Below are 13,372 nucleotides of genomic sequence, written 5' to 3'. Positions count from 1 at the left end.
AAGAGCGGTCAAATCGGATCGGCGCTCTTTCACTCTTTCACTCTTTCGCTCTTTATGTAAACTAGTAGCTGCTGACAACACCGTTCGACGATCTGGTAGACGTCTTCGAACGCGTCGGGTCCTTCGTAATACGGGTCGGGAACGCTGGGTTGATCGCTGACAGCCGGGTCGAATTCACGGAGCAGGAAAATGGTATCTATCGTGTGAAGGCCCGTGCTGCGGTAGTTCAATTTCTCGATGGCGTCAAGATTCTGCTCGTCCATCGCGACAAAGTAATCGAACAGCGCCAGGTCGTCGCCGGTCATGCGCCGGGAGCGGTGCGTAAGTGTCAGGCCGTGTTCAAGAGCGTTTTGGCGGGTACGCAGGTCGGGAAGCTGACCAATGTGGTAAGCCGATGTACCAGCCGAGTCACACTCGATCTGGCCACTCAATCCGGCTTCGTCGACCAGTCGGCGAAAGATACCTTCCGCAATGGGGGATCGGCAGATGTTGCCCAGACAAACGAACAGAACGCGTATCATGAAAAAACCGATCTGATCAGCTTATGGCTCAAGGGGTTTGTTCAGCGAATCGACCACCACGAACACGTCTTCGGTGGGTTTCTTCATCAGGTACTTCTCGCGGGCGTATTTCTCGCGGAGTCTATCGCTGCCGAGGACTTCGTGTCGATTGGCACGGATGGTGTCGATCTGGGCAGCGTAGTAATCGATTTCCCGTTGCAGGTCGCTTAGTTTTGACCGGTTGCGTACCTGAACCATAAAGCTGTTGGCGTCGAAAAAAGCCATCCAGACCATCAGGACGAGAAAAGTAGCCACGTAAAAATTTCGGAAGAACGGCGGAATTTTCTGGAGCATGGCTAAGAAAGGGCTATAGTTTACGGTATTCGGTTTACGGTGTTTGGCTGGCGCGTGGCCTCGCTGAAAACCGTAAACCGAATACCGTAACCCGAAATTACATCTTCAATCCGGGGAAGTAAGCGATGTCGCCCAGTTCTTCCTCGATGCGAAGCAGTTGGTTGTATTTCGCCATCCGGTCAGAGCGCGATGCCGAACCCGTTTTGATCTGCCCCGTGTTGAGAGCAACGGCGAGGTCGGCGATGGTAGCGTCTTCGGTTTCGCCCGAACGGTGCGACATGATGTTTTTGTAGCTGTTGCGCTTGGCCAGGCTTACCGTGTCGATGGTTTCGGTCAGCGAACCGATCTGGTTAACCTTGATCAGGATCGAATTGGCGATACCCTTGTCGATACCTTCCTGTAGGCGTGTCACGTTCGTCACGAACAGATCGTCGCCAACCAGCTGGGTTTTGGTACCTTTCAGCTCGTCGGTGTGCATTTTCCAGCCGTTCCAGTCGTCTTCGGCCATACCGTCTTCGATCGACAGGATGGGGTATTTGTTTACCCACTCCTTCCAGTAACCCGCCATTTCCGACGAAGTCAGCTTGTCGCCCGTCGATTTTTTGAAATGGTACACACCTTCTTCGGCGTTGTAGAACTCCGAGCTGGCGGCATCCATCGCGATCCAGACGTCTTCGCCCGGCCGGTAACCGGCTTTCTCGATCGCCTGCAGGATGGTCTGGATAGCTTCTTCGTTCGACTTGATATTCGGCGCAAAACCACCTTCGTCACCGACGTTGGTCGCTAGGCCCATGCCTTTCAGCACTTTCTTCAGCGTGTGGAAGATTTCCGTACCCCAACGCAGTGCTTCCGAGAAACTCGGTGCATTGGCTGGCATAACCATGAACTCCTGGAAGTCAATCGAGTTGTCGGCGTGTGACCCCCCGTTCAGGATGTTCATCATCGGTACGGGCAACGTGTTGGCGTTAACACCACCGATATACCGATACAGGGGCAGACCGGCTTCCTGCGCAGCTGCTTTGGCTACGGCCAGCGAAACGCCCAAGATAGCGTTGGCACCCAGCCGACCTTTGTTTGGCGTACCATCCAGGGCCAACATCGTCTTGTCGATCAGCGACTGATCGAACGCCGAGATACCAACCAGTTCGGGATAAATCAGGTCGTTGACATTCGAAACCGCTTTCAGCACACCTTTGCCGACATATACTTTCGGATCGTCGTCGCGCAGCTCAACCGCTTCGTGGGTACCGGTCGATGCGCCCGATGGAACGGCCGCACGGCCCAGAAAGCCGTTTTCGGTGCGTACATCTACCTCAACCGTGGGATTGCCGCGCGAATCCAGAATCTGACGGGCATGAATGCTTTGGATTGTACTCATTGCAACTTAGTAAGAAGGGTTAACGACAAAAAAGTCAATTTTATCAACCTTGACTGTCAGAACAGTACCTTGTCTGGCAACGTCGGGGCAAAGTAACGAAATACGGGGCAAAAGTTCAGGACCTGAGCCGGTAAAAGCAGACACAACCGCCGTAGTTGCAAAACAGGGGGCTTTCGCGATATTTGGTGTAGCTTGAACTGTGTAGCCTGGACCGGTCCGCCGGCGCGGGTCCACGTCCGGGTGGCCGTCAGGCCAACTGATCAAGGCGGCAGCTTTATTGGTCGCTAGCGCGCCCACCAGACGTGGACGTCTGGGCTACACGACATTCTTCCTATGACTCGACTGATTATTAGTTTACTCGTTGCCGGTCTGTTTGGTCAGACAATGGCCAGGCCGCAGCTTCCGATTTTTCCGAAGCCGCTTAGCCCGCGCCTGGCGAATTACCAGATCGATGTGTCGCTCGATACCAAAACGCGTAGACTGACCGGTCGCGAAACGCTGACCTGGCGTAATCCGTCGAACGCGCCGGTTAGTGAGTTGCGGTTTCACCTGTACCTCAACGCCTTTCGGAACGATCAGTCGACGTTTATGCGGGAGTCGGGGGGGCAGCTGCGGGGCGACCGAATCGACAAGAATGCCAGTGAAAGTCCGTACGGATTTATCGACATACAGTCGATGAAAACGGCATCCGGGGAACCGCTGGTGTATGAATTTATTCAGCCCGACGACGATAATCGGGATGACCGCACGGTTGTCCGGGTACCGCTTACCAGACCCGTCGGGCCGGGGCAGACGATTACGCTGAACATCGCGTTTCTGGCTAAACTGCCCAAGATCTTCGCCCGGACCGGCTACAGCCGTGACTATTACCTGGTCGGACAATGGTTTCCGAAAATTGGGGTATATGAGCCGGCTGGTACGCGCTACGCCACGACGAATCAGTGGAATTGTCATCAGTTTCACGCCGACTCGGAATTTTATGCCGACTACGGTGTGTACGACGTCAACATCACAGCGCCCAAAGACTACTGGGTAAGCGCAACAGGCTTGTTTGTCGGTGAAAAAATGCTGTCCGGAAACCGTAAAACCGTACGCTACCATGCCGAGGATGTAGTCGACTTTGCCTGGACGGCGTCCCCGCATTTTCAGGTTATCAACGACAGCTGGAAACGGCCCGGTGGCGGGTCGGTCAGTATCGAGCTGTTGATGCAGCCCGAACATCTGGTGCAGGCGAAGCGCCATCTCGACGCGGTGAAGGCCGCCATGACGTACTTCGACAAGCACGTCGGTCGCTATCCGTTTCCTAATCTGACCATTGTCGATCCGCCGACGCATGCCAGTGGGTCGGGGGGAATGGAATACCCGACGTTTATCACGGCGGGAACGAGCTGGGGAACACCCGCCGGACTACGGATACCGGAAATCGTAACGGTGCATGAGTTTGGTCACCAGTATTTTATGCAATTGCTGGCCAGTAACGAAGCCGAAGAAGCTTGGCTGGACGAAGGCTTCAACCAGTATTTCGAAGGGCGCATCATGGACGAGACCTACGGACCCAAAACGTCGGTAGCCGATCTGCTGGGCCTGCGCATGGGTGATCTGGAACTGTCGCGCAGTCAGTACGCGCACCGAGAGAATCCGGCCCTTGGGTCGTCGTTTGGCAATACCTGGCAACTGCCGGCTGGGGAGTATGGTGTGCTGACGTATTCGAAAACCGCAACCTGGCTGCGTACGCTGGAAGGGCTGGTTGGCCGGTCAGTGACGGATGAAATTATGCAGACGTACTTTGCCCGCTGGCAGTTCCGGCACCCCAATGCGCAGAATTTCATCGACATTGTCAACGAAATTGTGCCGAAGCGACTGGGGCAGAAATATGGGGTGGACATGAACTGGTTCTTCGCACAGGCGCTGTACGGCGATCAGGTCGTTGACTATCAGCTCGAATCAATTCGGAACAAACGGCGGGAGGGACGTCCGTTCAGTGAAGTAACGGTACAGCGCAACTTCGACGGACAGATGCCGGTGGACATTCTGGTGCGGCTGGACGGTGGTACCGCCGATAAACCACGCGAACAGCGGCTGTACTGGGACGGAAAAGATCGGCAGCGCACGTTTACCCTGCCCGGCCGGGTGTTGTGGGCGAGAGTCGATCCCGACCAGAAAATCTACATGGACATCGACTTTAACAACAATAGCCTGACACTGTCGCCTTCCTCGGCACCAGCTGGTAGCGTTGCGACTCGTTTCTTGTTCTGGGTTGAAAACTGGATGCAGTGGCTGGCCTGGCTGGCGTAACGTACTGACGTGGGGACAAAGGGGCGAAACCGCCGTACCTTTGCGGGTCCAGGTTTTAACCATACCACCAAACCTAAAAGGTTTATACCTGACACTGCCGACTTTATGACCTTTTCTGACATTCATACACTACTCGCTGCCCAGTTTGGCCCTGACATCGTGACGGCTAATGAGCAGGCCATTCAGCCATTCCTGACAGTTCCGGTTGACCAATTGGTTGCGGTCTGTCAATTTCTGCGTGATGATGAGCGCCTGTTCTTCGATCTGCTGGCCTGCGTAACGGCGATCGACAACGGACCGACGGTGGATACGATGGACGTGGTGTACAACCTGACCTCGATTCCGTATGGGCACGACCTGATGCTGAAGGTTAGCGTGTCACGCAGCCCGGCGGGCGGGAAGCTACCCGTCGTGCCAAGTGTGGCGCAGCTATGGCGTACCGCCGACTGGCACGAGCGGGAAGCCTACGATCTGGTCGGCATCCAGTTCGACGGTCATCCCGACCTGCGCCGAATCCTGTTACCTGCCGACTGGGTAGGGCACCCGCTGCGTCGCGATTACGAGGAAGAAACGCAGTACCACGGCATTCAAACAAAATAAGGGTTTTCGGTATTCGATATACGGTTTAGGGTATTCGGTTTACAGGTTTCGGTTTGTCACTCCGAAATCCACGCGACGGCGGGACATTGCCCGATGGCAAACCCGTATACCAAAAACTGAATACCGAAAACCGTATACTGACAACAGACTACCGTACACTGATTCTATGCGTTTCTTTACTACATTACTTTACACGCTGGTGCTATCGTCGACTGGATTTGCGCAGGTCGATTCGGTAGTGGTCAGCGGGCGTATTCGAAACCTGTCGGCCCGGCTGTACCGCGAAGCGCCGACGGTGCTGATCGGGCGAAACAATATCCTGCAAGCCAGTCGGGAACTGATCAAACCCGCCCCGCTAAACGTCGACGGTACGTTTCGGGTAAGTATTCCGCTGATCTACACGCAGGAGGAATTATACTTCAACTATGGTCGTATTTCGACGGCCTTTCTGGCCGCGCCCGGTACGCTGACGATCGACCTAAACGCCGACTCGCTGTTTACCGTCGCGGTGCCGTTCCGGTTTGGGGGCGTCAATGCGCAGGTCAATCAGCAGTATGCCCGCTATAAAGCGTTTGAAGCCAGTTATCCCGACAAACCAGATGCGAAAAAATTGTCGAATGACATCAGCGGTGCTGTCACCAATACGTCGTTTGTGCTGCTGAACCAGGCGTTTCAGAAAACGTTTCGGGCGTTTGCTGCGAAAGAGAAGCCTTATCCGCTACTCGCTCGCTGGATTGAAGCCGACAACCGGTACGCAGCCGCCAGTTTTCTGTACGACCGATTGATTGTGGGGGAGGATCAGCGGCAGCCCACCGCCTTGAGCGATTCGATCAGTCTGACAAACGGCATAATTCTGACGGCGTCGCGTACGCAGGCGATGAACCGTTTCGCGACCTTCGCCAACCGACAGATCGTTAGCAAAGCATCGCAACAGGCCCAGCGGGGGTTGGCGGTGAACAAGTTATCGGGCTTGATCCTGCGCTACGGTAAAAACCTGACCGATACGGAAAAGGCACGGTTGCAGGAGTTTGCCGAAACCAACGCAGCCCGCAACGCCGATCTGCGTTTCCTGACCGACCTGGTCCGGCGCAACAACGAGGTCATTCAGTCGCTGGTCAACTATGAGTTTCTGATTCAGGAAAGCCGCAAGCAATACGACGACGACCGACGCGAATACATGACGGCGTTCTGGCTGGTCAATTCGTTTCCGATTCTGACGCTGTCACAGGATAAGCTGCTGTATGGATATGCCCGCCCACAACTGATCAACCGGCAACTGGGCGAGTCACTGGATGAACTGTACAGGCTGGAGGTCAAAGACAGTGTCGTCATGACACAGGCTATCGCCACGCTGGATAAAAGCGGAGAAGCCACAACCGAACTGGAAGTGGCTTCTGGTGTATTCGTCACGCGCGATAAGTCGGGCCGGACGACGGGGTCTGCGCTGTTCGACAATGTCATCAACGCCAACCGGGGTAAGGTGGTCTATGTTCTGTTCACGTCCAACGAGAGCGAAGCCGGTCGGCAGGCGTCACTCGATGCGCAGCGGCTGCGCAATACCTACGACGCCCGTGATCTGACCATCGTCTACCTGCCGATGCTAACCTCCGACGAGCAGCCTGTGTGGGTGGAAGCCGCTGCCCGCGATAAACTGGTAGGCGACCACCTGCTACTCAGCAGTTCGCAACTCGATGATATCGCCGGTCGGCTCCGGTACGACGACTTGCCAAGCGCAACGATCATCAATCGAACCGGTAAGATCATCAAGCGCAACGCTCCCTTACCCGCCGATCTGGACGAAGCCCGCAAGGCGATAGATAAGGGTTTATAGTATTCGGTATACGGTTTTCAGTTTTCAGTTTTCAGTTTACGGCGGCTACCGTGCGACAGGCCGCCGTGAAAAGTATACCGAAAACTGTGAACCGTATACCGTAAACAGAATACCGTAAGCTTACTTCGCCCACCAGAGCTTGGTTTGCATGGTGTTGGCACCGCCCATCTGGGTCAACGCTGTCTTGTAGTTGGCGTTGTTGAGATTCTCTTCCGTCGACGGGTAGGGCAGGCGGGTCGGGATTGCGTTGTTGTTGTAGTTAATCGTTGGTACTACCAGCGCCGGAATGCCCGTCCGGCGGTATTCCGTCCAGGCTTCGATACCCTGACCAAACAAGGCAATCCATTTTTGTTCAAGCACCTGTACCCGCGCGTCACTGCCGGTTTTGAGTGTTGTCGCCGTCAGGTAGCTGGCTGGGGTCGTTAGTCCGTAATAACTCATGGAAGCCTTAATGCCTTCCTGATAAGCCGCTGCCGCATCGCCCGCTGCCGTAACGCCGTTGAGTGCGGCTTCGGCCTTGATGAAGTTTAGTTCCGCATAACTCATCAGCACGCCGGGGGTAGTTTCCTGCACGAAGTACGTTCCGATTTTAGACGTTTTGCTCAGGCCGAGTGCGCTGGCTTCCGAGTTCGACAGACCGTTGGGTACACCCTTGTATTCGCCCGTGTCGGCGGCTTTGCTGGCGTAGATGGCCAATCGAGGGTCGCTCAGGCTGACGAGCTTGTCCATCATCGTCGCGCTGACGCGGTGGTCGTCGCGGGTCCGGCGGTTTTCGTTGATCGGGTTGTTGTTAGGACGGGCCAGGTACACAAGCTGTGCGATGTCGGCGTTCGAGGTCATAATCGGGTATTTGGTCGGATCGCTCAGAATACGCGTCATTTCCGACTTCGGATCGATACTCAGACCCGACTTGCCTACCATCCGGTTGAGCAGGCGAAGGCTCAGCGAGTTGGCGAATTTCTTCCACTTCGTCATGTTGGCTCCGAACAGAATGTCACCTTCGCTCGAAACGGATTTGCTGCTAATCAGGTCACTGGCCGTTTTCAGGTCAGCGACCAGCCCTGTGTAGACATCTTTCTGCATGTCGAACTTCGGTGCGACGATACCCGCTGTGGTTCCTTTCAGTGCTTCCGAGTACGGAATGTCGCCGTACACGTCGGTCAGTATGGAAAAGGTGTACGCCCGCATGATAAGCCCGATGGCCTGGTAGTTTTCGTTACCACCCGCCTTGCCTAGCTCAATGATTTTCTGAAAATCAGCCAGTGATTCATTGTACAGATTGCGCCAGGGCGTGTCCTGTGTGTCGCTGGTGAAGCTGAACTGATCGATTTCCGTGTACTGAATCCGGGCCGTGTGTTGCGCCCAGTCATTACCCACGTCCAGCCCCAGTGTGCCGATTACCCCATTGACGGCTGTGTAGATGCCGTGTGGCATCAGTCGTTCGGCCGGTACACTGGTCGGATCGTTAGGGTTGAGGTTGGCTTCGTCGAATTTATTGTCGCAGGCGGTCAACAGACCGAGCGAAAGAGCAAAAGAGAGAACGAGCGATTTCTTCATTGATGTATGTGTGTTTTAAACACGGAGGAACGGAGGTTTTACGGAGCGAACGGAGGTTATTTCTTGTACTGATTTTTCGAGTTAATTCCGTGGTCGGTATCTCCACAGGCCACTCTCGCGTCAGCCCGTTTATGCGCCAGCCGTTTGGTGCAGGTGGGCTGTGCAGACACTGCCCACGGGATGGGTTTTAAACACGGAGTAACGGAGGTTTCACGGAGCAAACGGAGGTCATTTCTCTGTATTCTCCGTGAAACCCTCAGTACCTCTGTGTTTAGATCAAAAAATCAAAGGCCGAATGTCAGGTTAAAGCCCATGCTGCGGGCCGAGGGGGTATTGCCGTTTTCGAAACCCTGTACGTTACCGTCGCCGTAGTAGCTGGTTTCGGGGTCGATGTGCGGGATGTTTTTGTAGAGCAGCGCCAGGTTCCGACCGATGATCGAGACATTGACATTGTGAAACGGCGTCCGGCCAAACCACCGCTGCGGAATCGCGAAGCCAATCCGAACCTCGCGTAGCTTGGCGTAGCTGGCGTCGAAGATGTAATTCTCGTTGACGTTACGGTTGTAGAAGTTGTGGTAATAGTCGTCGGCGCTGGCGACAGCAACCGTGTTGGGCTTGTAGGTGAAGGTACCGTCGGCGTTCGCAGTTTCGGTCACGCCCGGCGCGACGATATTGCCTTCCCGACCAGGCAGCGTTTCGGCCAGTACGCCTGTGTAACGGCCGATGTTGATACCCTGTGAGAATACGTTACCACCCCAGCGTACATCGATCAGCGAGCTGACGGTTACCCATTTGTAGCTAAATGTGTTCTGCAAACCACCCGTCCATTTCGGCATGATGTTGCCCACGACTTTCCGGTCGGAAGCCGCAGTCGGATACCCCTGACTGTTGATGATCAGATTGCCGCTGGGATCGCGCCGGTAGTAAGTGCCGTAGAAGTTGCCGTACGGGTCGCCGGGCCGTGCTTCCAGAATTACGTTCCGCAGCAGCGAGCCCGTGTTGATCTGATAGGTCGACAACCCACCGAGGTCGACGACGAGCGAGCGGTTGCGGGCGAAGTTGACGCCCACGTCCCAGCGGAAGCCACCCGGCCGCCGAAGTACCGCCCCCGACAGCTCGATCTCGAAACCGCTGTTGCGAATGCTGCCCGCGTTGATGACCGAGTTGTAATAGCCCGAGCTTTGCGCGACGTTGGCCAGCAGAATCTGGTTTTTCGTGTTCTTGTCGTAATAGGTGAATTCAAACTGCAACGCGTTGTTGAACAGCCGCGACTCCAGCCCAAACTCTACCGCCGTCGTGATCTCCGGTTTCAGATTCTGGTTGTAAATCAGGTTGTTTTCGGAGAACGTCGTCGTGTTGCCCCAGGCCGTTTCGCTGCTGTACACCTGCATTAGGTTGTACGGATCGGTGTCGTTACCCACCATGGCATACCCACCACGCAGCTTGGCGTAGGTCAGTACGTTAGAGCGCACGTTAAGCATGTCCGTCAGGATGGCGCTGGCCGATACGGACGGATAGAAGTACGAGCGGTTGTTGGCGGGCAGTGTGCTCGACCAGTCGTTACGGGCAGTCAGGTCGAGGAATAAGTAATCGCGGAACGAAAGCGAGGCCGATCCGTACAGGCTGTTGACCCGTTTGTCGGTCAGGCGGTTGAACACGGTTGGGCGCGACTTGGCATTGCCGATGTTGTACAGGTTCGGGATCGTCAGCTCCGACGCATACATATAGTCGCGCTGCGAAACGCTCCGACGCAGGTTACCACCTACCGACGCAACGACGTGAAAATCAGCGTACCGTTTGTCGGCTGTCAGCAGGAAGTCGCTGTTTGTTTCGCGTACGTACACGATGTCTTCGGTGTAATCGCCGTTTGGTAGCCCGACACCCTTGGCCCGTTTGGTGATCCGCCGGTCGTTGGAGAAGTCGGTCCCTGTACGACCTGTCAGCGTCAGCCAGTCGGTCAGTTTATAGGTGGCCGTGATATTGCCAATGATCCGATCTTTTTCGTTGCCGTATTTGAAGTAGTTCAGCGCGTAGGCCGGGTTGTTCCAGTAGTTGTAGTTCCAGTTGCGTTGCTGTGGCCACTGTGACGGATCGGTGCCTTCTACCACGGGATTGGCTTTCAGGTCTGCCAGATCGACCTGCCGACCAAACCAGATCCAGTACAGGTTGAGGTTCTGTCGGTTGTCGGAACCGTCTTTGATGTAGTTGACGCTTGTTCGGACGTTCAGCTTCGGCGTGAAATTCCAGCCTGCGTTCAGTGAGATATTCTGCCGTTTGTAGTTTGTGTTCGGCAGCATACCCTTCTGGTACAGATTGGTGTAGGCAATGCGGAAATCGCCTTTGTCGCTACCGCCCGTCAGGCCGATGCTGTTGGTCGTCGTAACGCCGGTGTCGTAGAAGTTTTTGACGTTGTCGGGTCGGGCAATCCAGGGAGTAGCCGTCCGGACACCGTTGACAATGGGTGAGTTGTATTGCGGAATCAGCCGGCCGTCGAGCCGTGGACCCCAGCTTTCATCGACGCCATCGTTGACGCCACCGCCCATACCGTCGACGTACGAAAACTGTCCTTTCAGTCCCTGACCGTATTCGTTCTGAAAATCGGGTAGCCGTAGCGGGCTGTCGAAAGTCGTGTTGGTATTTACCGTTACACCAATGTTCTTACTGGCAGATCCCCGCTTCGTCGTAATCAGAATAACGCCATTGGCCGCCCGCGATCCGTAGAGCGCAGCCGCGTTGGCCCCCTTCAGCACCGAAATGTTGTCGATGTCGTCGGGGTTGATCGAGGAGGCACCGTTGCCGTAATCGGTCGTCACGTTGTTGGTATTCGAGGTCGAGCCGGGGGTAACGTTGTAGCTGCCATTGTCGATGGGAATCCCGTCGACAACGAACAGTGGCTGGTTATTGCCGCCAATCGAGTTCGCCCCCCGAATCAGTATCCGCGACGAGGCACCGGGAATACCATTGGTCGCCGTTACCTGTACGCCCGCGATCTTGCCCGACAGGGCGTTGACGAGGTTGGTGGGGCGGGCCTGCGTAATTTCAGACCCTTTGATTTCCTGCAAGCTATAGCCCAGTGCTTTCTTGTCGCGGGCGATACCCAGGGCGGTTACCACGACCTCCTGCAATTGTGAGGCATCGTCGGCCAGGGTAATGGTAATTTGCGACTCATTCCCCAGCACAAACTCCTGGGTTAGAAAGCCGATGTACGACACCGTCAGCGTGACATTCGGTTCGGCACTGAGCGTGAATGCCCCATCGGCGTCGGTTACGGCACCCACCGTCTTACCTTTCACAAGTACGTTGGCACCGGGTAGTCCTTTACCGTCGGATTTGGCGATTACCCGGCCCGTAACTGTCCGGGCTGTCTGGGCCCAACTGATTGACAAACAGAGTAGCCAACATAGAAAAAACAGTCCCCACCGTCGGGTCGTAAAGCAATGCTTCATAGTCAGGATTAGTCAAATTCTGAAAATAGTATAGATTGTATTTTGCTAATTTATCGGAATTAAAAATTGTTATTTTGTCTATAGGCCATAATAAATTCTATAATTAAAGATTATTTAAAAATAATAACGGGTTAATGCTATTTTAAACTCAGGTGCTGCCAGTCAAACCAATGCGGCTGATTCGTAGTATGGTTAAGTAGGCGTAAACGCTACTCAACAAATAGGCATTTCAGGCAGATTCGGTCGATGGGTAAAACGAAACGGGTAGTTGGCCGGTGGCTGAGTGGGCTCATACTAGCCGTATGCTGTGTCGGTTCTTTGTCGGCACAGAACATCATCACGCGGTTGTATAATCGCTTTCTGAACGATACAACCGCGTCCAATCAACCTCACCTGGCGCTGTATCCGACCATTGCCTACGCACCGGAAACCAGCCTGGAGCTAGGCGCATCAGCGCTTTACCTGTACCATGCCAACAATGACACCGTCAACAACCGGCTGAGTGAATTGCAGGCGTTTGGCTTCGTTACCTTGCTGGGGCAGTACGGGCTAAATCTCGACAATACCGTTTTTGGGGATAAGGATCGCTGGTACTTCCTCGGGCGGGCGCGGTTCCAGCGGTTCCCACTGCTTTATTACGGTATCGGCCCCGACGCTCACGCGGATCGTCCGGCTACGGTCGATGCTTTTTCGATTCAGGCCCGGCAGCGGGTGATGCGTCGAATTCGTCCCAGCCTGTTCGGTGGGCTGGTCGTCGATCTGCAACACCTGAGCAACGTCGAGTTTCAACAGCCGGAAGGGACGCCGTTTGCCTTGCCACGGGGTAGTGGCGGCAGTACGAACCTGGGGTTGGGTGTCGGTCTGATCTACGACAGTCGGCCCAACGTGCTCAATGCCCGGAAAGGCGCGTTTGCCGAACTGACGTACCTGAACTACCACCCGACGCGGGCCAGCACCTATGCCTTCTCGAATATACTGGCTGATGTACGGTTGTATAAAACCGTACGACCCAATCAGGTGCTGGCCTGGCAGGCGTATGGCGTTCTGGCCGGGGGGGATGCCCCGTTCAACCAACTGGCGCTGCTGGGGGGCGAAACCATTATGCGCGGTTACTACCTGGGCCGTTACCGCGACAACGTACACGCAGCCACACAACTTGAGTACCGGTGGCTGCCGTTCTGGTTCAGCAAACGCATTGGTGCGGCTGTCTTTGCTGCTGTCGGTACGGTAGCCCCGTCGGCGCGTGAAATCCGCCTTGACAATCTACTGCCCGCCGGTGGTGCGGGCATACGCTATCTGCTGTTCAAGAAGAAAGACGTGTTCCTGCGTTTCGACGTGGGCTTCACCCGCGAAGGAACCGGGTTTTACATCCTGACCGGCGAGTCGTTTTAGCTTTTTTTGCGCGTCGTTC

9 protein-coding genes are annotated in these 13,372 nt (G+C 55.2%); 4 read left to right on the top strand and 5 right to left on the bottom strand.

Annotated elements, in window-relative coordinates; all coding sequences use genetic code 11:
• Positions 1–29: 29 nt before the first annotated feature.
• From CLV58_RS05800 to eno, 3 genes are all read right to left on the bottom strand, one after another.
• Positions 30–521, bottom strand: a complete 492-nt coding sequence (locus CLV58_RS05800; RefSeq protein WP_106136841.1) for a low molecular weight protein-tyrosine-phosphatase — start codon at positions 519–521, stop codon at positions 30–32.
• A gap of 21 nt (positions 522–542) precedes the next feature.
• A complete protein-coding gene (locus CLV58_RS05795; protein ID WP_106136840.1) occupies positions 543–854 on the bottom strand; it encodes an FtsB family cell division protein in 312 nt (103 codons plus the stop codon).
• Positions 855–951: 97 nt separating this feature from the next.
• A complete protein-coding gene (gene eno / locus CLV58_RS05790; RefSeq protein WP_106136839.1) occupies positions 952–2,232 on the bottom strand; it encodes a phosphopyruvate hydratase in 1,281 nt (426 codons plus the stop codon).
• A 333-nt stretch (positions 2,233–2,565) separates the two neighbouring features.
• Here eno and CLV58_RS05785 point away from each other — a divergent pair, with 333 nt between their 5' ends.
• From CLV58_RS05785 to CLV58_RS05775, 3 genes are all read left to right on the top strand, one after another.
• On the top strand, positions 2,566–4,527 hold the full coding sequence (locus tag CLV58_RS05785) for a M1 family metallopeptidase (protein ID WP_106136838.1): 1,962 nt from the start codon (positions 2,566–2,568) through the stop codon (positions 4,525–4,527).
• A gap of 105 nt (positions 4,528–4,632) precedes the next feature.
• Positions 4,633–5,127: an NADH-quinone oxidoreductase subunit C gene (locus CLV58_RS05780; protein WP_106136837.1), complete on the top strand. Its 495-nt coding sequence runs from the start codon at positions 4,633–4,635 to the stop codon at positions 5,125–5,127.
• Positions 5,128–5,293: 166 nt separating this feature from the next.
• On the top strand, positions 5,294–6,958 hold the full coding sequence (locus CLV58_RS05775) for a hypothetical protein (RefSeq protein WP_106136836.1): 1,665 nt from the start codon (positions 5,294–5,296) through the stop codon (positions 6,956–6,958).
• Positions 6,959–7,078: 120 nt separating this feature from the next.
• Here CLV58_RS05775 and CLV58_RS05770 read toward each other — a convergent pair whose 3' ends face one another.
• Together CLV58_RS05770 and CLV58_RS05765 are read right to left on the bottom strand one after the other, a co-directional pair.
• Positions 7,079–8,515 (bottom strand): SusD/RagB family nutrient-binding outer membrane lipoprotein, encoded by a 1,437-nt coding sequence (locus tag CLV58_RS05770; RefSeq protein WP_106136835.1) that lies wholly within the window; start codon positions 8,513–8,515, stop codon positions 7,079–7,081.
• Between the two features lie 284 nt (positions 8,516–8,799).
• Positions 8,800–11,901 (bottom strand): SusC/RagA family TonB-linked outer membrane protein, encoded by a 3,102-nt coding sequence (locus CLV58_RS05765; protein WP_245882231.1) that lies wholly within the window; start codon positions 11,899–11,901, stop codon positions 8,800–8,802.
• Positions 11,902–12,207: 306 nt separating this feature from the next.
• On the opposite strand from CLV58_RS05765, the gene CLV58_RS05760 reads away from it, so the two are divergent.
• Positions 12,208–13,353 carry a BamA/TamA family outer membrane protein gene (locus CLV58_RS05760; protein WP_146141375.1) on the top strand — a complete coding sequence of 382 codons (1,146 nt, stop codon included), beginning with the start codon at positions 12,208–12,210 and terminating at the stop codon, positions 13,351–13,353.
• Positions 13,354–13,372: the final 19 nt, after the last annotated feature.

The organism is Spirosoma oryzae (assembly GCF_003002825.1).
In the GTDB taxonomy this organism is placed as follows: domain Bacteria; phylum Bacteroidota; class Bacteroidia; order Cytophagales; family Spirosomataceae; genus Spirosoma; species Spirosoma oryzae.
The sequence above is the reverse complement of the archived record's forward strand: the minus strand, read 5'-3'. Positions and strand labels throughout refer to the sequence as shown.

What these genes read in the sequence shown, in the direction of transcription:
- CLV58_RS05800 (WP_106136841.1), bottom strand. Translation starts at nt 521, where the DNA reads ATGATACGCGTTCTGTTCGTTTGTCTGGGCAACATCTGCCGATCCCCC.
- CLV58_RS05795 (WP_106136840.1), bottom strand. Translation starts at nt 854, where the DNA reads ATGCTCCAGAAAATTCCGCCGTTCTTCCGAAATTTTTACGTGGCTACT.
- eno (WP_106136839.1), bottom strand. Translation starts at nt 2,232, where the DNA reads ATGAGTACAATCCAAAGCATTCATGCCCGTCAGATTCTGGATTCGCGC.
- CLV58_RS05785 (WP_106136838.1), top strand. Translation starts at nt 2,566, where the DNA reads ATGACTCGACTGATTATTAGTTTACTCGTTGCCGGTCTGTTTGGTCAG.
- CLV58_RS05780 (WP_106136837.1), top strand. Translation starts at nt 4,633, where the DNA reads ATGACCTTTTCTGACATTCATACACTACTCGCTGCCCAGTTTGGCCCT.
- CLV58_RS05775 (WP_106136836.1), top strand. Translation starts at nt 5,294, where the DNA reads ATGCGTTTCTTTACTACATTACTTTACACGCTGGTGCTATCGTCGACT.
- CLV58_RS05770 (WP_106136835.1), bottom strand. Translation starts at nt 8,515, where the DNA reads ATGAAGAAATCGCTCGTTCTCTCTTTTGCTCTTTCGCTCGGTCTGTTG.
- CLV58_RS05760 (WP_146141375.1), top strand. Translation starts at nt 12,208, where the DNA reads ATGGGTAAAACGAAACGGGTAGTTGGCCGGTGGCTGAGTGGGCTCATA.